General features: G+C 56.5%; 20 protein-coding genes. 13 read left to right on the forward strand and 7 right to left on the reverse strand.

Annotation, left to right across the window (positions count from 1 at the left end; genetic code table 11):
- Nucleotides 1-32 precede the first annotated feature (32 nt).
- From WF513_RS07920 to nudC, 7 genes are all read left to right on the forward strand, one after another.
- Nucleotides 33-794, forward strand: coding sequence for a methyltransferase domain-containing protein (locus WF513_RS07920; RefSeq protein ID WP_339083050.1), 762 nt, complete (start codon nt 33-35; stop codon nt 792-794).
- Between the two features lie 36 nt (nt 795-830).
- Entirely contained in the window at nt 831-1,283 is a 453-nt protein-coding gene (gene rnhA, locus WF513_RS07925) for a ribonuclease HI (RefSeq protein WP_339083052.1), read from the forward strand.
- Entirely contained in the window at nt 1,276-2,013 is a 738-nt protein-coding gene (gene dnaQ / locus WF513_RS07930; protein WP_339083054.1) for a DNA polymerase III subunit epsilon, read from the forward strand. The genes rnhA and dnaQ overlap by 8 nt, the downstream gene beginning before the upstream one ends.
- A gap of 168 nt (nt 2,014-2,181) precedes the next feature.
- A complete protein-coding gene (locus WF513_RS07935; protein WP_339083056.1) occupies nt 2,182-4,440 on the forward strand; it encodes an Orn/Lys/Arg decarboxylase N-terminal domain-containing protein in 2,259 nt (752 codons plus the stop codon).
- 232 nt (nt 4,441-4,672) lie between these two features.
- Complete coding sequence (locus WF513_RS07940) at nt 4,673-5,485, forward strand: crotonase/enoyl-CoA hydratase family protein (protein ID WP_339083058.1); 813 nt, start codon at nt 4,673-4,675, stop codon at nt 5,483-5,485.
- 50 nt (nt 5,486-5,535) lie between these two features.
- Nucleotides 5,536-7,215, forward strand: a complete 1,680-nt coding sequence (locus tag WF513_RS07945) for a ferrous iron transporter B (protein WP_339083060.1) — start codon at nt 5,536-5,538, stop codon at nt 7,213-7,215.
- Between the two features lie 2 nt (nt 7,216-7,217).
- On the forward strand, nt 7,218-8,045 hold the full coding sequence (gene nudC, locus WF513_RS07950) for an NAD(+) diphosphatase (protein ID WP_339083062.1): 828 nt from the start codon (nt 7,218-7,220) through the stop codon (nt 8,043-8,045).
- Here the strand turns inward: nudC and WF513_RS07955 are convergent.
- Nucleotides 8,013-8,798 (reverse strand): TSUP family transporter, encoded by a 786-nt coding sequence (locus WF513_RS07955; RefSeq protein WP_339083482.1) that lies wholly within the window; start codon nt 8,796-8,798, stop codon nt 8,013-8,015. The genes nudC and WF513_RS07955 overlap by 33 nt on opposite strands.
- Nucleotides 8,799-8,972: 174 nt before the next feature.
- On the opposite strand from WF513_RS07955, the gene WF513_RS07960 reads away from it, so the two are divergent.
- Complete coding sequence (locus WF513_RS07960) at nt 8,973-9,620, forward strand: hypothetical protein (RefSeq protein ID WP_339083064.1); 648 nt, start codon at nt 8,973-8,975, stop codon at nt 9,618-9,620.
- 500 nt (nt 9,621-10,120) lie between these two features.
- Complete coding sequence (guaD, locus tag WF513_RS07965) at nt 10,121-11,425, forward strand: guanine deaminase (protein ID WP_339083066.1); 1,305 nt, start codon at nt 10,121-10,123, stop codon at nt 11,423-11,425.
- Nucleotides 11,426-11,517: 92 nt separating this feature from the next.
- On the opposite strand, the gene WF513_RS07970 is transcribed toward guaD, so the two are convergent.
- Both WF513_RS07970 and WF513_RS07975 read right to left on the reverse strand, forming a co-directional pair.
- A complete protein-coding gene (locus WF513_RS07970; protein ID WP_339083068.1) occupies nt 11,518-11,829 on the reverse strand; it encodes an SCP2 sterol-binding domain-containing protein in 312 nt (103 codons plus the stop codon).
- 59 nt (nt 11,830-11,888) lie between these two features.
- Nucleotides 11,889-12,599, reverse strand: coding sequence for a histidine phosphatase family protein (locus tag WF513_RS07975; RefSeq protein WP_339083070.1), 711 nt, complete (start codon nt 12,597-12,599; stop codon nt 11,889-11,891).
- Nucleotides 12,600-12,809: 210 nt separating this feature from the next.
- Here WF513_RS07975 and sohB point away from each other — a divergent pair, with 210 nt between their 5' ends.
- Together sohB and WF513_RS07985 are read left to right on the forward strand one after the other, a co-directional pair.
- The gene (gene sohB / locus WF513_RS07980) at nt 12,810-13,829 is read left to right on the forward strand and encodes a protease SohB (RefSeq protein ID WP_339083072.1); all 1,020 of its coding nucleotides are present in this window, start codon (nt 12,810-12,812) and stop codon (nt 13,827-13,829) included.
- 25 nt (nt 13,830-13,854) lie between these two features.
- Nucleotides 13,855-14,844, forward strand: coding sequence for a YhdH/YhfP family quinone oxidoreductase (locus WF513_RS07985; protein WP_339083074.1), 990 nt, complete (start codon nt 13,855-13,857; stop codon nt 14,842-14,844).
- Nucleotides 14,845-14,914: 70 nt separating this feature from the next.
- Here WF513_RS07985 and WF513_RS07990 read toward each other — a convergent pair whose 3' ends face one another.
- The 4 genes from WF513_RS07990 to WF513_RS08005 all read right to left on the reverse strand — a co-directional run bounded on the left by WF513_RS07990 (nt 14,915) and on the right by WF513_RS08005 (nt 19,920).
- Entirely contained in the window at nt 14,915-15,412 is a 498-nt protein-coding gene (locus WF513_RS07990; RefSeq protein ID WP_339083076.1) for a DUF934 domain-containing protein, read from the reverse strand.
- Nucleotides 15,396-17,054 carry a nitrite/sulfite reductase gene (locus WF513_RS07995; RefSeq protein ID WP_339083078.1) on the reverse strand — a complete coding sequence of 553 codons (1,659 nt, stop codon included), beginning with the start codon at nt 17,052-17,054 and terminating at the stop codon, nt 15,396-15,398. Before WF513_RS07995 ends, WF513_RS07990 begins: the two co-directional genes overlap by 17 nt.
- Before the next feature lie 606 nt (nt 17,055-17,660).
- A complete protein-coding gene (locus WF513_RS08000; protein WP_339083080.1) occupies nt 17,661-18,269 on the reverse strand; it encodes a hypothetical protein in 609 nt (202 codons plus the stop codon).
- A gap of 16 nt (nt 18,270-18,285) precedes the next feature.
- On the reverse strand, nt 18,286-19,920 hold the full coding sequence (locus tag WF513_RS08005; RefSeq protein WP_339083082.1) for a methyl-accepting chemotaxis protein: 1,635 nt from the start codon (nt 19,918-19,920) through the stop codon (nt 18,286-18,288).
- 322 nt (nt 19,921-20,242) lie between these two features.
- On the opposite strand from WF513_RS08005, the gene WF513_RS08010 reads away from it, so the two are divergent.
- Nucleotides 20,243-21,073 (forward strand): undecaprenyl-diphosphate phosphatase, encoded by an 831-nt coding sequence (locus WF513_RS08010; protein ID WP_339083084.1) that lies wholly within the window; start codon nt 20,243-20,245, stop codon nt 21,071-21,073.
- Between the two features lie 84 nt (nt 21,074-21,157).
- Nucleotides 21,158-22,123, forward strand: coding sequence for an alpha/beta hydrolase (locus tag WF513_RS08015; protein ID WP_339083086.1), 966 nt, complete (start codon nt 21,158-21,160; stop codon nt 22,121-22,123).
- Nucleotides 22,124-22,145: the final 22 nt, after the last annotated feature.

Raw genomic sequence — 22,145 nt, forward strand, 5'->3', positions numbered from 1 at the left:
CATTAGCAGTGCTGGCTACGAAGGTGTTTTTTATGTCCGATCATCCGTTTGCACATGCCGATAGCGAGTGGCTTGACCTGATGGGTGCAGCGCGCAATTGGTTTGGCGGCGCCCATGGGCAATTTTTGCTAGAGCAGGAGCGGCAATTACTGGAAGAAGAGTTGGCGCGCTTTTTTGGCGGCTACTTGGTTCATTACGGGCCCGCCGCTGACGCCCCGCCGCATGCCCAGCAAATTCAGCGCAGTGTACGTTTGGGGGCTCCGTTCGAAGGGGTTGAGATTGTGTGTGAGGAGCAATCCTGGCCATTGACTGAATTTGCCGCCGATGTGGTGGTGTTGCAGCATGGTCTGGATTTTAGTCTGTCACCTCATGGCTTGTTGCGAGAAGCAGCGCGCAGCGTGCGGCCGGGTGGCCATCTGCTGATAGTTGGCATCAATCCCAAGAGCAGTTGGGGCATGCGTCATGTGTTTACCCGCGATGCACTGCACCAAGCCCGCTGTATCGCGCCCAGCCGGGTGCATGACTGGTTGCACCTGCTGGGTTTCGCGCTGGAGAAACGTCGCTTCGGGTGCTATCGTCCGCCGGTTTCTTCGCCGGCTTGGCAGGCGCGGTTAGCTGGGCTGGAGCGGCTCGGTTCAGCTTGGCAGCTTCCCGGTGGCGGCTTTTATGTCCTGGTGGCGCGCAAGTTAGTGGTTGGCTTGCGTCCATCACGTCAGTCCAATCGACAGACGATGGGTAAGTTGTTGCCAATGCCCGTGGCTAAAGTCAGCCGCCGCGACATACCGCCGAAATAATGTGGGTCGATACTTCAAGCGAGAGATTGCAGATACATGAGTGAACAGGTCGAGATCTATACCGACGGCGCCTGCAAAGGCAACCCTGGCGTGGGCGGCTGGGGGGCGCTGATGATTTTCAAAGGCGTAGAAAAAGAGCTGTGGGGCGGTGAAACCGACACCACCAACAATCGCATGGAAATGACTGCCGCCATTCGCGCCTTGGCCGAGTTGAAGCGTTCCTGCGAGGTGCGTTTGGTCACTGATTCGCAATACGTGATGCAGGGTATTCAGGATTGGATGCCGAACTGGAAAAAACGCGGTTGGAAAACCGCGGCCAAACAACCTGTAAAAAATGCTGACCTGTGGCAACAGTTGGATAAGCAGGTTAATCGGCACACTGTCACCTGGCAGTGGGTGCGCGGCCATACTGGCCACCCCGGTAACGAGCGTGCTGATCAACTGGCCAATCGCGGCGTGGATGAAATACGAGGCCTCAAGTATGCGTAGTGTGGTGTTAGACACTGAAACCACGGGTATGCCGGTGGCGGATGGTCACCGGATTATCGAAATCGGCTGCGTTGAGCTGATCGGCCGGCGCCTGACCGGACGCCACTTCCATGTCTACCTGCAGCCGGACCGCGAAAGCGATGAAGGTGCCATCGCTGTGCACGGCATCACCGATGAGTTCCTTAAGGACAAACCACGCTTTAAAGAAGTCGCCGATGAGTTCTTTGAGTTCATCAAGGGTGCGCAGCTGATCATCCATAACGCCGCGTTCGACATCGGCTTTATTGCTAACGAATTTAACCTGCTCAAGCAAAATGATCGGGCCGAGGTCAGTGATTATTGCAGCATCCTCGACACCCTGATGATGGCTCGCGAACGCCATCCAGGCCAACGCAATAGCCTTGATGCACTGTGCAAGCGTTACGGCGTGGACAACTCCGGTCGTGACTTGCACGGCGCATTGCTCGATGCCGAGATTCTTGCTGACGTTTACCTGACCATGACCGGCGGGCAGACCAACCTGTCCTTGGCCGGTGATGGCTCCGAAGGTGACAGTAACGGTCGTCAGCAACCCAGCGCTATTCGTCGCTTGCCGACAGATAGGCTTCGCACACCTGTGATTCAGGCAAGCGCGGCCGAGCTTGCTGAGCATATGACGCGCCTGGCGATTATCGAAAAATCTGCTGGCGCCTTGCCTCTGTGGCTGCTGATGGAGCAACCTAGCGCCTGACCACCTCAGCTGTTATTGCCCGGCAACGACAGTTACAGCGGGCGGGCTAATTATTCACCCGCGACCTTTTCGTACAGCGTCACGTAAAGGGGGTTACGCCAGTCAGTGCGAGCCTCTAACCTGAAGCGATAGGCAGGCCTGCACCTGTCATCCTTCAGGGACGCCACAATGTATAAAGACCTCAAGTTCCCCGTCCTCATTGTGCACCGCGACATCAAGGCCGATACCGTGGCTGGTGACCGCGTGCGCGCCATTGCCCAAGAATTGGAGCAGGACGGCTTCAGTATTCTCTCGACAACAAGTTCGGCGGAAGGGCGCATTGTTGCCTCCACCCACCACGGCCTGGCCTGCATTTTGGTGGCTGCCGAGGGCGCAGGGGAAAACAACAACCTGTTGCAGGACATGCTTGAGCTGATTCGCATCGCCCGTCGCCGCGCGCCGCACCTGCCGATTTTTGCCATCGGCGAGCAAGTCACCATCGAGAATGCCCCGGCCGAGGCGATGATTGATCTCAATCAGCTGCGCGGCATTCTTTACCTGTTTGAAGACACGGTACCGTTTCTCGCCCGCCAAGTAGCCCGCGCGGCACGTAATTACCTCGACGGTTTGCTGCCGCCATTTTTCAAAGCACTGGTGCAGCACACCGCACAATCCAACTATTCCTGGCACACCCCCGGCCATGGCGGCGGCGTGGCCTATCGTAAGAGTCCAGTGGGGCAGGCGTTTCACCAGTTTTTTGGCGAGAACACCTTGCGTTCAGATTTATCAGTGTCGGTGCCGGAACTGGGCTCGCTGCTTGATCACACCGGGCCCTTGGCCGAGGCCGAAGAGCGCGCGGCGCGTAACTTTGGTGCCGACCACACGTATTTTGTGATCAATGGCACCTCGACCGCTAACAAGATTGTCTGGCACAGCATGGTTGGCCGTGATGACTTGGTGCTGGTGGACCGCAACTGTCACAAGTCAATTCTGCATTCGATCATCATGACCGGCGCCATCCCGCTCTATCTTTGCCCCGAGCGCAACGAGCTGGGCATTATTGGACCGATCCCATTATCCGAGTTCAGCCGTGAGTCGATCCAAGCCAAAATCGACGCCAGCCCGCTGGCACGAGGGCGTGTGCCGAGCAGCAGTGGGGCGATGGTCAAGCTGGTGGTGGTGACCAACTCCACTTATGACGGCTTGTGCTACAACGCCGAATTGATCAAGCAGACGTTGGGTAACAGCGTCGAGGTGCTGCATTTCGACGAGGCGTGGTATGCCTATGCAGCGTTTCATGAATTTTATGCTGGGCGCTATGGCATGGGCACCGCGCGTACCGAAAATGCGCCGCTGGTGTTTACCACCCACTCCACGCACAAGTTGCTGGCAGCGTTCAGTCAGGCATCCATGATTCACGTGCAGGATGGCGGACTGCGCCAGCTGGACCGGGATCGCTTCAATGAAGCCTTTATGATGCACATCTCCACTTCGCCGCAGTACGGCATCATCGCCTCGCTGGATGTCGCCTCGGCGATGATGGAAGGGCCAGCAGGGCGCTCGCTGATTCAAGAAACCTTCGATGAAGCCCTGAGCTTTCGCCGCGCCTTGGCCAATCTACGACAGAGCCTAGGCGCCGATGATTGGTGGTTTAGCATCTGGCAGCCCGCTAAAGCCGAAGGCGCCGACGATGTGGTGACTCAGGATTGGCTGTTGCAACCTGAGGCGGACTGGCACGGCTTTGGTGATGTCGCCGAAGACTATGTGCTGCTTGACCCCATCAAAGTGACCCTGGTGACGCCTGGATTGACCGCCGACGGTAAGCTTGCTGAGCGCGGAATTCCGGCGGCGGTGGTCAGTAAGTTCCTCTGGGAGCGTGGTCTGGTGGTGGAGAAAACCGGGCTTTACTCCTTCCTTGTGCTGTTCTCCATGGGCATCACTAAGGGCAAGTGGAGCATGCTGCTCACCGAGTTGCTTGAGTTCAAACGCAGCTATGACGCTAATCTGCCGCTGAACGCTGTGCTGCCGTCAATCGCTCACGCCGGTAAAGCGTTTTATCAGGGCATGGGTTTGCGCGATTTATGCGATGCGCTGCATGCCTGCTACCGCGAAAACGCCACGGCAAAAGCACTCAAACGTATGTACACGGTACTGCCGGAAGTAGCGATTAAGCCTGCCGATGCCTATAACCAACTGGTGCGCGGTGAGGTTGAGGCGGTGCCCATCGAGCAGCTCGAAGGCCGGATCGCGGCAGTGATGCTGGTGCCGTATCCGCCAGGTATTCCGCTGATTATGCCGGGCGAGCGCTTTACTGAGCAGACGCGCTCGATCATTGATTACCTCGCCTTTGCGCGGGCCTTCGACCGCAGCTTCCCAGGCTTTGTCGCTGACGTGCACGGCCTGCAGCGTGAGGAGGGGGTCTACACCGTCGACTGTATCAAGGGCTGATGTTTGCCTGGCCGCGGACGCGCGGCCAGTTTCCTGCAAACGCCTGCTCTGGTGCTTATCTCGGCAGATCAAGCGCTTAGCGCTGATAGGTAAAATTTGAGGTTAAGGTGAGTGGCGTGTTCTGCATCACAGTGGCCAGCATCGACTTTTTGCGGTTGATTGTTATAGTTGCTCGATTTTTAACATAAGAACATTTCATAGTGCGCTCGCGCTCAAGCTGAGGATGACTGCCGTGTCCGACTACAAAGCCTTTAATGTCGTGTTGGCAGATAAGGTCGCCCATGTGGTGATCAATCGCCCGGATAAAGTTAACGCGATGAACGCTGACTTTTGGTGCGAGATCATCGAGATTTTTCGCTGGGCTGATGACACCGATGAGGTGCGCGCAGTGGTGATCTCGGGCGCCGGCAAGCATTTCTCTTCGGGTATTGATCTGATGATGCTGGCATCCCTCGGCAGCCAGATGGGCCCTGATGTTGGCCGTAATGCGGAAAAACTGCGGCGCAAAATTCTCGATCTACAGGCCTCATTTAATGCCGTGGATAACTGCCGTAAACCGGTGCTGGCGGCCGTTCAAGGCTACTGTTTGGGTGGCGCCATCGATTTGATCTCAGCCTGTGACATGCGCTACTCAACGGTTGATGCACAATTTGCCATCCGAGAAATCGATATCGGTATGACGGCTGACGTGGGCACCTTGCAACGTCTGCCGCGCATTATTGGCGATGGCATGATGCGTGAACTGGCCTTCACCGGTCGCACCATTGAGGGCGAAGAGGCGCAGCGCATTGGTTTGGTTAACCGCACCTATGCTGATGCCGATGCTTTGCTTGAGGGTGTGATGGGCATTGCCCGCGAAATCGCCAGCAAGTCGCCAGTGGCCATCCGTGGCACCAAGCAGATGATTCGCTACATGCGCGACCACAGCGTGAATGATGGTCTGGAATACATCGCCACTTGGAACGCTGCCATGTTGCAATCGGCGGATTTGCGCGTGGCCATGACGGCCCATATGAGCAAGCAGAAGCCGGAGTTCGCTGACTGATGCAGCCTTTGCACATACTTTTATCACCCACGCGGGAGGCGCAATAGCCCATGGTATCTGGAGCCACGTCGCTTAACCTGGTGCGCGATGAGCTGTTCACCACCATGGATGAGGCCGAGTCGAGCCTCGAACACTTTATCGCCGATCGTCACAACGGCAGCTTGTTGCAGCAGGCAGTGGAAAATCTGCATCAGGTACGCGGTACGTTGAATCTGATTGAGCTGGCCGGTGCCGAGCTGCTGGCGCAGGAAGTGTTGGATCAGGCCACAGACATCCCCGCAGGCGCCGGTGAAGAACGCGATGTGCAGCTCTCAGCCTTGAGCAATGCGCTGCACGTGCTGCGCCGCTACCTAGAAAGTGTCGACGCGCATCGCCAAGAAATGCCGGAACTGCTGTTGCCGGCCATTAATGATTTACGCCAGGCCGGCGGTCAGCCCGGCTTGCCTGAAAGCTTCTTTTTTAGCGTGCGTCTCGACCACGCTCGCCCGCGCACTGCGCCGGTCACGGTTGACGGTGCGGCGCGCGAAAGCCAAGGCCGACGTTTGCGGCATATGTACCAAGTGGGGTTGCTCGGGTTTATCCGTGAGCAGAATCCACAGGCCAGCCTTAAATTGATGGGGCGTGCATTAACCCGTCTCGACAGCCTGTTCGCTAACGAGCCGCGCGGCCGGTTGTGCTGGGTCGGTGCCGCAACGGTCGAAGCGCAAGTTGACGGTCAATTACTGGCGCGCAAGTCACGTAAGCAGCTGTTCTCGCGTATTGATCGCGAACTGAAACAGATGCTACTCAACGGCCAGTACGAAGCGCCCCGTGGCTTGCTCAAAGAGCTGCTTTATCTGGTGGCACTGGCCGATAGCCGCGGGCCGCAAGCCGCGGCTTTGGGTGAAGTGTTTGGCTTAACCCCGCTGCCTTTTACCGACCATTTGCTGGAAGAGGAATACCAGCGTCTGGCAGGTCCTGGGCAGGCGGTGATGCGCTCGCTGAGTTCAGCGATACGTGAGGAGCTTACTAGCGTTAAGGACATGCTCGATCTGATCGAGCGCGGCACGTTGCAGAGCGATAGCCTGCAAAGCTTGCATGCCGTGCTCGGCAAGTTGAGCAAGACCCTTGGCATGGTTGGCCTTAGCTCAGCTGGCAACTCCCTAAATGCACAATTGCAAGTGGTCGCCAATTGGAGCGAGCAGAGCGCGCCGCAGCCCCAGGAGTTGCATAAATTGGCCGATGCCGTGCTGTACGTTGAAGGCATGGTCGCAAGCTTAGAGCGTGGTGAGCGCCAACAGGCTCGGCCAGCCCAAGCGCAGCCGGGTGGTGAGGCCGAATCATTTGCCCTGCATCAGCTCAATGAAGCGCGCATTGTCGTGGTTGATGAGGCGCAAGCAGGTTTGGCGATGACTAAGCGGGCGATTACCGCCTACCTCGAGTCAGGCGGTGAACGCATGCATTTGTCCAATGTGCCATTTAGCCTGCAGGCGGTTCGCGGGGGGTTGTGGTTCCTCGGTCAGGAGCGCGCTGCGGCATTGGTCGGTGCCTGCGCTGAGTACATCCAAAAGCAAATGTTTGATGCGCCGCAGATGCCCTCCGAACAAATGCTTGAAACCCTCGCCGATGCCCTCAGCAGCCTTGAGTATTACCTTGAAGGCGGTGCAGTGATGCGTCCGGAAACCCAGCCAAGTGTGCTCGACCTTGCGGCTGAAAGCGTGCGAGCGCTTGGCCTGCCGCTGGGAGTTTGAGTATGCAACGTTGGCAAGCCCGTTTTCTCGATAGCCAGCAGCCCGGCGGTTGGGCTCTAGTGCATGTTAAGCAGCACTTTATGGCCGATAGCAACGGCGTTCTGTTCCCCCGTGAGTGGTTGAACAAGCAAGATTTACCGGTCATCGCCGAACATGGCTTGGGTCATTTTGATGGTGACGCGGTCTACCTGCTTGAGCTGGAGCAGCCCTTTAATGTGCCTGGCTGCACGTGGCAGAGCCTGCGCCAGTTTATGTTGGAAGGTGATACAGACACCTTCAAGATGCTCAGGTACGCCACACAGATTGGCACCTGGGCCAGCCAACATCGCTTCTGCGGCGGTTGTGGCGGGTCGATGCAAGCTGTTCCCGGTCACCGCGCGATGCATTGCCAGCGCTGCGAGGTGCAGCATTATCCTCGGCTTTCCCCGAGCATGATTGTGCTGGTGACTCGCGGTGATGAGGTGCTCTTGGCGCGTTCTCCGCGTTTTGTCAGCGGCATCTACAGCACCTTGGCAGGCTTTGTTGAAACGGGTGAATCAGTGGAGCACTGCGTCGCCCGCGAAGTGCGCGAAGAAGTCGGCGTCGAAATCACCAATGTGCATTACCTCGCGAGCCAGAGTTGGCCGTTTCCGCATTCGTTGATGCTGGGTTTTCATGCCGAATACGCCTCTGGCGATATCGTCATGCAGGTCGAGGAGATCGAAGATGCCCGCTGGTTTAATGTGCATGACTTGCCACCGTTACCGGCTGCCCGCTCAATTGCGCGTTATTTGATTGATGTCTATGTTGCCCGCCGTTTAGGCCAGCCCGAACCAATGCTGCCAGGCTAAGCGCACGGTTAGACCCAGCACCACTAGGATAAATACCGGGCGGATAAACTTCGAACCGCCCTTTATCGCCGTGCGCGCACCCAGAAACGCCCCAACCATCAGCGCCAGGCCCATACAGATGCCCAGCAGCCAAGCCACTTGGCCGCTGATGATAAACACGCTAAGTGCACAAATATTGCTAACAAAGTTCATGCTGCGTGCCACGCCGCTGGCCCTGACCAAATCGAGCGGGTAGAGCAGCAGGCTGCTCACCGTCCAAAAAGCCCCTGTGCCCGGGCCTGCCACGCCGTCATAAAAGCCCAAACTTAGGCTTTGCGGCCACTGTCGACCCTTGGCAATCGGCGCATCGGTGAGCAGTGGCGCAGCAGGTGTTTTGCCAAACAGCAGGTACAGACCGCAGGCAAATACCACCGCTGGCAGCAGCTGGTTTAACCATGCAGACGGCAGCCATTGCGCCATAGCCGCGCCAAGCAACGCACCCACTGCGGTACCGATCAGTGCATTACGCCATTGGCTGGGGTCAAACAACTTGCGCCGATAGAAGGTGTAACTGGCCGCTGCTGAGCCGAAAGTCGCACACAGTTTATTGGTGCCCAACGCCAAGTGCGGTGGCAGGCCGGCCGTCAGTAACGCCGGAATAGTCAGTAGGCCGCCGCCGCCTGCAATCGCGTCAATGAAGCCTGCAATAAACGCCACCATGGCCAGTATCGCGAGCGTCGACAGATCAACACTGAGTTCAAACGGGAACGGCATATAGTTACCGGCGGCCATGTTAAGCGCGGTGTTAAGGCGCTATCAAAATGAGCTGTTAAAGGTTGCAGGCCATAAAAAACAAGCCCTACGTCTAATTGTGCTGCTCGCTCGCTGTTCGCCAGGCAGGCAGCTGCGCATAATGCCGGCAATTTCAAGCATAAGGAATGCACGGCAATGCAATACGACGGACTGGCATGGGTAACGGCGGTGTTAGCGTTGCTGGTCGCTTTTATTGCGGCACGCATTTTGTTTAATCGTCAGTGGTTTCTGGGTTGGTTACGTGGCACCTGTGGCCTGGCATTTCTCGCCTTGGCAGCATTGATTGGCATGCTTGCCAATGATTTGCGCAGCTACGCACCGATTGGCGAAGGTGCGCCATTAGCCACCTTGAGTTTTAAGGCTGACGGTCCGCTGTATCGCGTCACCCTGCTGGAGGGTGATCGTGAGCGTACAGTGACCATGGAAGGTGATCTCTGGCAATTAGATGCGCGTTTTTTGCAGTGGAAAGGCTTGGCGGCGTTGATTGGTCTGCAACCGGGGTATCGGCTTGAGACGCTCTCTGGGCGTTTTCTTTCTATCGAACAACAGAGCCTGGCGCAGCACACCCGGGTTGAACTGGCGCGCAGCCCTTACGGCATTGATCTATGGCGCTGGCTGCGGTTGGGCCATCACGACCTGTTTATCTTTGACCCTCAGGCGCGCCGTGTGACCTACCTGCCGCTGGCTGATGATGCGGTGTACAGCATCAACCGCACGCCCGCAGGCTTACTGGCCGAGCCCATGAATCCGGCGGCCAAGCAGGCGCTAAAAGATTGGCAGTAAACCCCGGGCCGCAATGGGCCTAGTGATTTGCTGAGTAACTTACTCAGCATTCTGCTTGCTCAGCAAGCCGCCCACCCTCAGTGAAAATCGCCACTCTAAACACGTGTAGAGTGGCGAGCATTGGCCCCATTCGTCTCTTTACCCAGGCAGGCCGAAAGACGTTGTTCGTGCATGACCCAGTTGTGCAGCAGCCAGTCTGCGCAGCGGATACCCATTGGGATGGAAAAATGCCCAGCGAAGAGGTGAGCGGTAAACTGTGCGTATGCCTGCGGGTACTCACTGCGCCATTCTTGAAAGCACGATTCTGCTTATTTCGGGTTGAGCGGTCCGCACACCAAGCGCGTTACGTTTGAACACCGTCTGCATGCTGATGCAATGCAATGCAGCGCATGCGCTGCTCCATGGGCGAAGTCACGGTGTCCAAATAGGTTGGCGTTGAGCATCGCCACGCTCACCGTTCAGCGCACCACGCTCGCAGACACTAACTAAGTGATTTAATAATGAATAACAACTTGAAAGCCTACCGCGCCGCCATCCTGCACAGCATCGCCGACCCGTCCGTGGTGGGTGTTGAGCAATCCTATGAGTACTTTGAAGACGGCCTGCTGGTTATCGAAAACGGTTGCGTGGTAAGCGTCGGCCATGCAGCCGAATTGCTGCCTAGCCTTAAGGGGGTGGAAGTCACTCACTACCCTGATGCCCTGATCACGCCCGGCTTTATCGACACCCATATCCACTACCCGCAAACCGGGATGATCGCCTCTTACGGTGAGCAACTGCTGGACTGGCTGAATGTCTACACCTTCCCGACTGAGCAGCGATTTGCCGACAAGGCCCATGCCAGCGACGTGGCCGGTATATTCCTGAAAGAGCTGCTGCGCAACGGCACCACCACCGCGTTGGTATTTGGCAGTGTGCACAAGCAGTCGGTGGACGCCTTTTTCGAAGCCGCCGAGGCGCTGAACCTGCGCATGATCGCCGGCAAGGTGCTGATGGACCGCAATGCTCCAGATTACCTGACCGACACCGCAGAATCAGGCTATGCCGACAGCAAAGAGCTGATCGAGCGTTGGCACGGCAAAGGCCGCCTGCATTATGCGGTGACGCCCCGTTTCGCCCCGACCAGCACCCCAGAGCAGCTGGCGTTAGCCGGGAAGCTGTATAGCGAATACCCGGGGCTTTACATGCACACGCACCTGTCCGAGAACCTCAAGGAAATCGAATGGGTGAAAGCGCTGTTCCCTGAGCGTTCGGCCTATCTGGATGTGTATGACCATTTCCAGCTGATCGGTGCGCGCGCGGTATTCGCCCATGGCGTGCACTTGTGCGACGACGAGTGCAAGCGCCTTGCCGAAACCGGTTCAGCCGTGGCCTTCTGCCCGACCTCAAACCTGTTCCTTGGCAGCGGCCTGTTTGACCTTAATAAGCTCGAGAAGCACGGTGTGCGCGTCGGTCTGGGCACCGATGTAGGTGCCGGCACCAGCTTTAGCCAGTTGCAGTCGCTGAACGAGGCGTACAAGGTTATGCAGTTGCAGGGTAAGAAGCTTGATCCGTTCAAGTCGCTGTACCTCGCCACCCTTGGCGGCGCCCATGCACTGTATCTGGACGACAATCTTGGCAACTTTAAGCCGGGTAAAGATGCCGACTTCGTGGTGCTCGACTACAACGCCACGCCGCTTATCAGCTATCGCATGCAGCAGGCCAAGACGCTTGAGGAGAGACTCTTCGCCCTAATCATGCTCGGTGATGACCGCGCAGTTAAGCAGACCTTCGCCGCCGGTCAATCGGTGCATTGCCGCGATTAAGCTCAAGCGCTAAAGGATTTTGCGGAATCTGCAGGCAATAAAAAACCGGAGTCAAGGACTCCGGTTTTGCTGAAACTTTACAGCGTTGCAGCTTATACCGGGAACAGCTCGCCCAGTTTCATGGCCAGCATCATGTCGCCTTCAGCGCGCAGTTTGCCGGACATAAAGGCTTGCATGCCGTCGGTTTCGCCGCTGGTGATGCCTTTCAGGGTTTCGGTGTCCATGATCAGGGTCACGCTGGCGTTGGCGTTATTGCCTTCTTCAACGGTGCACGTGCCGTCTTTGACGATCAGGGCGTAGTTTTCGCCGTCTTCGATGTTGAATTGGAACACCAAGTCCAAGCCTGCAGCAGCGCTGGCGTTGAATTTGGACTGCATGGTATTGACGATGTCTGCAACGCTCATGGTTTCTTCCTTTTTTCAGGTTTTTTCTAGCGCCCGTGATGGGTGCGGTGGGCCGTCGCTCAGCGGTACGTGATGAGCTCCGGCGCCTTCAACAGTTGCAAATGCACATGACTGTTGAAGGAAGCCAAGCTCACTTGGCTGCCGCGAAACTTCAGGCAGCTGAGTGAGGTGTTAACAATTTGCCAGTTAAGCTCAAAGGCTTGCGCAGGCGGTATGGCAGTAATCAGATGGAGCAGGGCAGTAATGGTGCCGCCCGAGGTGAATACAGCGATAGTTTGTTTACTGTCGGCTTGTTCCAGCAGGCGGTTGAGGCCCCCCTGAACGTGTGTAACAAAATCGTGCCAGCTTTGCAGCCCAGGCGTGTCGTAGTCCCCTGAAATCCATCGGCCAATGAGTTTAGCGAACAGGCGTTGGAATTCAGCGCGGTGGCTCGCCGCATTACGCAAAATATGCAGCGCTTCAGGTTCTTCGCCAAGCATGTCCGGGAGCAGGGCGCGAATCACCGCATCGGCATTAAATTCGTTAAACGCGGCATCAATTTCCAGCGTCGGCGCGCTGCTACCAGCAGCGCGTAGTTGCTGCAATGCGCTGTTAGCCGTGTGCTGCTGGCGACGCAGGTCACCACTGACGCAGCGATCAAGGCGCGTACCAAGTTGCGCAAGGTGCGAGCCCAAGACTTCAGCTTGACGTATACCGATGGGCGATAGCACATCGTAATCGTCTGCACCGAAGGAGGCTTGGCCATGTCGAATCAGGTAGATGCTGCCCACGTCCGCTCGTTTCCGGTACGGTGAAAGTTTGGCGAGGGTATGAGGAAGCACAGGGGCTGTCAACGTAAAAACATACGCTTGTTTGAATTGCATGAATGCGCTGAATGTCTGGACCTTGCTTGCTGGCCGGCAACCGATGCCCTCGGTATGCTGACAGGCAATTCAGCGTTAACGGCGAACGGACGCTGCCATTGGGGCAAGGGGGAACATGTGGAGTTTTTTGCAGAGTACTTAGGCTTTCTAGCCAAGACAGTCACCTTAGTTGTGGCCATTATGGTGGTGCTGGTGACGATTGCCGCGCTGCGTGGCAAAGGTCGCCAGAACACGGGCCAGTTACAGGTGCGCAAGCTCAATGATTTTTTTAAGCAGTTACACCAGCGTGTGCAACACGCGGTGCTCAGCAAGGATCAGTTGAAGGCAGCCGACAAGGCTGAGGCTAAGGCGGCTAAGCTGGCGAAAAAAACCAACAGTGAAAAACCACGCGTCTATGTGCTGGATTTTGACGGTGACATAAAAGCCTCAGCCACCGACAGCCTGCGCCACGAGATCACTGCTTTACTGACTATGGCAACACCTCAAGATGAAGTGGTGCTGCGTTTGGAGAGTGGCGGTGGCATGGTGCACAGCTATGGCTTGGCGTCGTCGCAGTTGGCGCGCATTCGCCAAGCGGGCGTGCCGCTGACCATCTGCATTGACAAGGTCGCAGCCAGCGGCGGTTATATGATGGCCTGCATTGGCGAGAAGATTATTTCCGCGCCGTTCGCCATCCTCGGCTCAATTGGTGTGGTGGCCCAGTTACCTAATGTGCACCGTTTGCTGAAGAAGCATGACATCGATTTTGAGGTACTCACCGCGGGTGAATATAAACGCACCCTGACGGTGTTCGGCGAGAACACCGAAAAGGGTCGGGAGAAGTTTCAGGAAGACCTAGAAACCACCCATGAATTGTTTAAAGGGTTCATTGCCCGATACCGGCCGCAGTTGGACATGGACCAAATAGCCACAGGCGAAGTTTGGCTGGGCCTGGCGGCATTGGAGAAGCAATTGGTTGATGAGCTGAAAACCAGTGACGAATACCTGGCCGAGCGTGCGAAAAGCGCCGAGCTGTTTCATTTGCATTATGCCGAGAAGAAATCCCTGCAGGAGCGCGTAGGACTGGCGGGCAGCGTAGCGCTGGATCGTTTTGTCCTGAACTGGCTGAGCCGCTTGAGTCAACAGCGCTTCTGGTAATCGATCCGTCATACAGAGGAAGAGCATGAGTAAGTTCAATGCATTGCAAGCCCGTGAAAACGCAACGGGTGGTTTCGAACAAGTGATTGTGCAACGTGAGATTGATGACTTGCCAGCCGGTGAGCTGCTGATTCGAGTCAAATATTCCTCGCTCAACTACAAGGATGCGTTGTCAGCCAGCGGTAACCGCGGCGTCACCAAGAGCTTCCCGCACACGCCCGGTATTGATGCCGCCGGTGTGGTGCAAGCTTCAAGCGTGGCCGAGTTCAGCGTAGGCGATGAGGTGATTGTCACTGGCTATGACTTGGGGATGAACACCTCCGGCGGCTTCGCTCAGTACATTCGCATCCCCGCCAGCTGGGCGCTTAAACGGCCCAAAGGCTTGTCGCTGCGTGAGGCCATGGTGTTGGGCACCGCGGGGCTGACGGCTGCGCTGTGCGTGGACAAACTCGAGCAGGTCGGGCTGACGCCAGATGCGGGCACTGTGTTGGTCACCGGCGCCACGGGAGGTGTTGGCAGCGTTGCAGTGGCGCTGCTGACCACGTTGGGTTTTCGGGTTGCGGCATCGACAGGCAAAGCAGAGCAAGCAGAGTACCTTAAGGCGCTGGGTGCGCAGCAGATTGTGCTGCGCTCTGAATTACTTGAGGGCACCGACAAATCGATGCTCAAAGAACAATGGGCAGGTGCGGTGGACTGCGTGGGCGGGGACATCCTGTTTAACGTGGTTAAATCGCTGCGTTATGGTGCGAGCGCAGCCTGCTGTGGCTTGACTGCTGGTGTGGGGTTTAAGGGCAGCGTACTGCCGTTTATCCTGCGCGGGGTGAATTTGCTCGGGGTTGACTCGGTCGAGCTGCCGCTGGTGGTCAAAGCGTCCATGTGGGACAAGCTGTCGCTGCAGTGGAAGGTCAACTTGGATGCGCTGGTCAGTGAAGTGACGCTGGAGCAATTACCAGCGGCGATTGCTCAAGTACTGGCGGGTAAGCAAGTGGGGCGCGTACTGGTCAATTTAGGCTAAGCAGCGTTGATACGAAAAGGCCCGGTTTCCCGGGCCTTTTGCGTCGCGCAGATTGCGTCGCGTGGCTTAATCAGGCACGACGACGGAATAGCGGCAGCGGCTGGACGGTTGAGGCTTGGTACACCTCGCTAAATTCCTCAAACGCTTTCAAGGCATCCTTCGGGTCTTTGTCTTCGCGCAGGGCGAAGGCGTCAAAGCCTACGCGTAAATACGAAAACAGCTGATCGCGCAGCACATCACCAATGGCGCGCACTTCGCCGGTGTACCCATAGCGGTTACGCAGCAGGTAAGCGGTGGAGCAATGGCGGCCGTCGGTGAAGGCAGGGAAATTGAGTGCAATGACTTGGAAGTTATCCAACTGATCAGCGATTTCTTCGATTTCCTCACCGGCCTCCAGCCACACACCCAGTCCGCCATCGCGAGCCTTGAGCGCGGTGCTGTGCTCGACCCATAAGCTCAGCGGCACAATCAGGTCGTCACAGTTGGAAATGCCGTCCAACGTGGCGTCTTTGGGCAGCAGGTGCCAGCTTTCATCAACCAGTTGGCCATTCTTAATGATTCGCTGCATATATGCGCTCCTTAAACGGGGCTACACCGACACGGCGGAAGGTGTCGAGGAAACTCTCTTCTTCGCTGCGCTGTTCGACATAGACCTTGACGATTTTCTCGATCACATCGGCCATGTCTGCTTCGGCAAAAGACGGGCCGAGGATTTGCGCCAGGCTGGCATCACGCCCAGCGCTGCCGCCGAGGGACACCTGATAAAACTCCTGACCTTTCTTGTCTACACCGAGAATACCGATGTGGCCGACGTGGTGATGGCCGCAGGCGTTCATGCACCCAGAGATGTTCAGGTCGATATTGCCAATGTCGAACAGGTAGTCCAAATCATCGAAGCGGCGCTGGATGGCTTCGGCGATGGGGATCGACTTGGCGTTAGCCAGCGAGCAGAAGTCACCGCCTGGGCAGCAGATGATGTCGGTCAGTAGGCCGACGTTCGGCGTGGCAAAACCATGCTCACGTAGTTCGCCCCAGAGGGTAAACAACTGCGCCTGTTCGACGTCAGCCAGAATGATGTTTTGGTTATGGCTGTTGCGCACTTCGCAGAAGCTGTAACGATCAGCCAAGTCAGCAATGGCATCAAACTGCTTGTCGGTGACATCACCTGGCGCCACGCCAGTCGGCTTAAGCGACAGGGTGACAGCCACATAGCCCGGCTTTTTGTGAGCAAAGGTGTTGCGCTGACGCCAGCGGGCAAAGCCGACATGCTCGGCATCTAGCGCAACAAGCGCTGCCTCTTGGTCGTCGAGGGCTTTGTAGTTGGGGTCAATAAAGTGACCGGCAACACGCGCCACTTCAGCTTCAGTCAGGGTGCTTGAGCCGTCTTTTAAGTGGGTCCACTCAGCCTCTACACGCTCAGCGAACACGGCGGGGGTGAGGGCCTTTACCAGAATCTTGATGCGTGCCTTGTACTTGTTATCACGACGGCCATAGCGGTTGTAAACGCGCAGGATGGCATCGAGGTAGCTAATCAGGTGCTGCCACGGCAAGAACTCGTTGATAAAGCTGCCGACGATTGGGGTGCGGCCGAGGCCGCCACCGACGGAGACACGGAAACCCAGCTCGCCAGCATCGTTATGCACCGCTTCCAGGCCGATGTCATGCACTTCAATCGCAACCCGGTCGCTGACCGCACCGTTAACGGCGATCTTGAATTTACGCGGCAGATGGGTGAACTCAGGGTGGAAAGTCGACCATTGACGGATGATTTCGCACCAGGGGCGTGGATCAATGAGTTCATCCTTGGCCACACCGGCAAACTGATCGGTGGTGGTGTTGCGGATGCAGTTGCCGCTGGTTTGGATGGCGTGCATCTGCACCGTGGCCAGCTCAGCGAGGATATCGGGAACGTCTTCCAAATCTGGCCAGTTGAACTGCACGTTCTGGCGGGTACTGATGTGCGCATAGCCTTTGTCATAGTCGCGGGCAATCTTGGCCATCATGCGCACTTGTGCCGAGGACATCAGGCCGTAGGGCACGGCGACGCGCAGCATCGGCGCGTAGCGCTGAATGTACAGGCCATTTTGCAGGCGCAGCGGACGGAATTCTTCACCGCTCAGTTCGCCAGCCAAATAACGGCGGGTTTGATCGCGGTACTGCTTAACGCGGTCTTCGACGATTTTTTGGTCGTACTGGTCATATACGTACATGGAGTGTCCCGTTGTCAGGCTTTTTACAGCTCATCATCAGCGCGCACGGCCGCGCAGCCCCGGCGGAGGCTGCGCAAGATACCAGTTCAGGGTTATGCGCAAAAGTGATGTTTGAGTATATGGAAAGAACTTAAAGAGATAAGACGGTCATCTGTCATTGCCGCCGGCTTGAGTAAGTGGGGGCGCTGGTCTTAACTGCAATGGGTAATGCACCCATAAACACAACAAGAGGGTAGGCCATGACCGAACATAGCGAGCCGGACAATACAGACAGTGCGGCAGATGCCAAGGCGATATTAGCGTTGATTGTGATTGTAGTTGTCAGCGCAGTATTTTGGGTCAGCCAGCAATAGCGGGGCAGCCACCACTTTTCTTGTGGATAAAAAAGCAGGTCGTCGATCGGGACAACCTGCTTTTTTATTGACTGTGTCCCGCTCAGTTAAACCTAACCCCACCCGATACAATGAGGCGATTAGCGTGTGGTGAGCGCTGTGGCATGCATGTTTGGACTGACTTCTGCGTCGCCGGTTAGCAGGACTAACTGCGCTACAAAAGTGCCATATAAGATCTAGCAGGTAAGAAATTTTAAAGGGCGAGCAGCGCGCTCTACTGGCAGCTAAGGCTGTCTGCTTGGCGATAGAGCATCAGCAGTTTGCGGGTGATGGTCTGCTGAATATCGTCGCGCTCAAAGGTGGACAGCCGCGTCAGCTGGCTGACCTGCAAGCGGTGCAGGTGGATGTAAGGCATTTGCTGGTCGAACTCGCGCAAATCGCCTTTCATCATGATCGGTAGAAAGATATCCCCGGTTTTTTTCTGATTACTGATGATCTGCGCCAGTGCAGGCTTGAACGGCATAGTTTTTGGTGCAGGACCATTGTCTCTGAGCATGGTGGTCAGGAGCAGGCCTGGCTTGTGCAGTACGACACCTGGCAGCACACAGAGCCCCGTTTTGCGCACGGCATGTGATTCGATGCCGTGCAAGGTGTCGTGAAAGGCATAAGGGTTGGGCAACACCACCATTTTACGGCCCATGTCACTGGGGAAGTGCAAGTCGTAGTTGGTGTACAGCTGGCGCGTCGATTCTGAGTAAACACACAGGCGGTTCTCGAACAGCCTAATAAAGCGCTCGGCCAGCTCGCGTCGGGCAATGCTGTCCAAGTCCCAGATCAGGTCCTGATTCTGCGGTTTGCTCAGATCAACTTCCTGGTGCTCCATGCTGCTCATTACTTATCTATACCCTGAACTGGCCAAGTATCTTATTGAGCTGCTCTGCTAGCAGGCTTAAGTGCTGCCCAGCATTGCTGGTCTGCTGCGCAGCCGTTGCATTGTTTTGGGCTAGGCTGGCGGCTTGAGTGACGTTCTGGTTGATGTCTTCTACCACGTGCGATTGTTGCAGCGTCGCACTGGCGATGGAAGCGTTTAAACCCGTCAGATTACGCAGCCCGCTGGCGATCAGCGTCAGGCTTGCACCGGCTTGACTGGCTTGCTCTATGGTCAGTTGCGAGGCTTTGCTGCTGTCATTAATAACCCTAACCGCTGCTTCAGAGTTGCCTTGCAGGCGTTCAATCATTACTTGGATTTCGGCCGTGGATTTTTGCGTACGCTGCGCCAGCAAACGCACCTCGTCAGCGACTACCGCAAAACCTCTGCCTTGCTCGCCGGCGCGAGCTGCCTCGATAGCAGCATTCAGCGCCAGCAAATTGGTTTGTTCGGCAATTGAACGGATTACTTCAAGAACGCTGCCGATTTGCGTGCTCTCTTGCGCCAGTGCTTGGATCACCGTCACTGCCTGGTCGATGGTGCCAGACAACTCGTTGATTTTGCGCAGGCTGCTTTCGATATTCTGTTGGCCTTGTAAGGCATGCTTTTCAGCTGCGTGGACTTCAGTTGAGGCGTGCTCGGCATTCTTTGCTACGTCTTGCACGGCATAAGTCACCTCGTTAATCGCCGTAGCCACCAGTTCCATTTGTTGCGACTGCTCTTCACTATGTTGTTGCGCATGTGAGGAGATTTGCCCTAATTCGCGGGCGGCGACATCGAGCTTGCCAGCGGAGTCGAGCGACTGTTTGATCACCAACCGTAGCTTGTCAGTAAAGGCATTGAAGTGGCGTGACAGAGCGGTTAGCTCATCGTTACCGTGGGTATTGAGGGTCCGAGTCAGGTCGCCATCGCCACTGGCGATATTAGCCATGGCGCTGACGGCTTGCTGCAGTGGCAGGGTGATACTGCGCAAGATCAGCGCGACCAGCGCGGCCAGCAGCACGGCAATGGTTAAGCCAATGGCAATGGCTTTCAGTGCTTGGGCCTGAAACTCGGCCTGCACATCATCCACATAGATGCCAGAACCGATTATCCAACCCCAAGGCTGAAACAACTGCACATAAGAAACCTTTGGTACGGGCTCGCTGGCCCCGGGCTTTGGCCAGCGATAATCAACCTGGCCTGCTCCCTGACTCTTGCTGATAGCGACCATTTCATTGAACAGGGCCTTGCCATCGGGGTCTTTGAACCCAGACAAATTCTGGCCTTCCAGTTTGGTATTGGTCGGATGCATAACCATCACCGGCGTCTGGTCATTGATCCAAAAGTATTCCTGCCCGGCATAGCGCAGGCCACGAATGGTCTCCATCGCCTGCTGTTGCGCTTCTGCTCGGGGCAGCGTGCCTGCGGCTTCTAGGCTGTGGAAGTGCTGCAAAATACCCGCAGCACTCTGGACCACATGTTGCGTTCTCTCTGCTTTGGCGGTGTACAGATCGCTATGGACCTGCTTGAGAAATAACCCACCCTGAATAATCAGCATGGCGATGGCCACCGTCAGAATTAGCCACAGACGACGGTTGATGGGCAGGCTGCGTAGGCTATTCATAGCGTTCTTCTTCCATGTTGTTTGGGCGTAGCAGAGCTTTATAGGGTAAGTAACGACCTTCGTTGCCTTAGACTTTAGGCTAATGAGCAGGCAACCGAAGCGAAAATGGTTTGCAGCTTTCTAGATCGTAAGGCTTTTACTGCGCAGCAGGCAGGCGCCAAGCGCGCTGGTTCTCTGCTAGGCTTTGCGCCCTTGCAGGTAAGTCAGTGTTTTTCCTGTTTTTTTCCGGTTAAAACCGGCAATACAGACCCGGTGACAGTGCACATGCACGCTCATCAAATTTATTATGTGTGCTAGAAAAAGCACGTACATGGGAGTGGTAATGGATCTTTGGGTGGCTGTTCAGGCACTGATACTGGGCATTGTTGAAGGGATTACTGAGTTTCTGCCGATTTCCAGCACGGGCCACCAGATTATCGTGGCCGACTTGATCGGCTTCGGCGGCGAGCGTGCGTTCGCTTTTAACATCATCATCCAGCTGGGGGCGATTCTGGCGGTGGTGTGGGAGTACCGGCGCAAAATTTTCGACATTGTTGTGGGGCTGCCTAATGAGCCACAGGCGCAACGCTTTACCAGCAATCTGCTAATTGCCTTTCTGCCGGCAGTGGGGTTGGGCGTTTTGTTCGCCGACCTGATCCACCATTATCTGTTTAACCCGATCACGGTGGCGCTGGCACTGGTGGTGGGCGGGGTGATCATGCTCTGGGCTGAACGGCGCACGCACGTTGTGCATGCTGAAAGCGTGGATGACATGACGTGGAAAGATGCGCTGAAAATCGGTTTCGCCCAATGCTTAGCGATGATCCCAGGTACTTCACGCTCTGGTGCCACCATTATCGGCGGCTTGCTGTTTGGGTTATCACGCAAGGCCGCCACGGAGTTTTCCTTCTTTCTCGCCATGCCGACCATGGTCGGTGCGGCGGTTTACTCGGGCTATAAGTACCGCGAGCTGTTTCAGATCAGTGATTTGCCGGTGTTTGCCATCGGTTTTGTCACCTCGTTTATCTTCGCCATGATTGCTGTGCGCGCGTTGCTTAAGTTTATTGCCAATCACAGTTACGCCGTCTTTGCCTGGTACCGCATCGGCTTCGGCTTGCTGATTCTCGCGACGTGGCAGCTGCAATGGATTGACTGGAGCACTGCCCAAGGCTGATGGCTGCAGCTGTATTCGGCGGTTCAATAAAGTCGCACTTCAAGGTGCATCTTTGTCAGAGTGGCAGCACTAAGGGAGGCGCATATGGATCAGCTTGAGCATCACATACTCCAGGTCAACGGTATCGACCTAAGCCTTTACAGCGCGGGGCCATTAGCAGGGCGGCCAGTCTGGTTGCTGCACGGGTTCCCTGAGTGTTGGCATTCTTGGCGTCAGCAGATTGCACCGTTGGCGGCAGCCGGCTACCGCGTGCTGATCCCGGAAATGCGTGGCTATGGCCAGAGCAGCGCACCGGGTGATCCCGCCGCCTATGACGTGATAACGATCTGCGCTGATATTCAGGCTGCGATGGAGCAGCTCGGTCAACATCAGGTGTGTGTAGTGGGCCACGATTGGGGCGCCCCGATTGCCTGGCACCTGGCATTGCTTGAACCGTTGCGGGTCAAGGCCGTGGTGGGCATGGCCGTGCCATTTGGCGGCCGGCCTAAGCAGCCAGCTATCGACATCATGCGTCAGCTGTATGCCGAGCGTTTTCACTACATCCTGCACTTTCAGACGCCGGGTGTGGCCGAGGCCGAGATGGATGCTGACATACCGCGCACCCTGCGCATGATGATGCACAACACCTCAGCGGCTGTACCCAGGGATCACTTTCTGCAGGAGAAACCGGTCGGCGCCGGACTGTTCGATGGCATGCACGACCCAGCTACGTTGCCGGCCTGGTGTGACAATGCCGCCTTCGAGTATTACCTGAACACCTTCGCCGGTCGTGGCTTTTACGGCGCGTTGAATTGGTACCGCAACTTCGAGCGCAATTGGCAGCGTACCGAGGCGTTGGCCGGCCGACAGATCGAGCAACCCGCGCTGTTCTTGCTCGGCGACCAAGATCCGGTTGGAACACTGGAGGCTTACACCCTAAAACAGATGCCCAAATGCATCGCGCAGCTGGAACATCATGTGCTCAAAGACTGCGGGCACTGGATTCAGAACGAGCAAGCCGCACAGGTTAACCAACTGTTAATCGACTTTTTACAGCGCCACTACGCCTGAGTCAGTGGCAACCATCTACAAA

The organism is Pseudomonas sp. TMP9, assembly GCF_037943105.1.
Lineage (GTDB): Bacteria > Pseudomonadota > Gammaproteobacteria > Pseudomonadales > Pseudomonadaceae > Aquipseudomonas.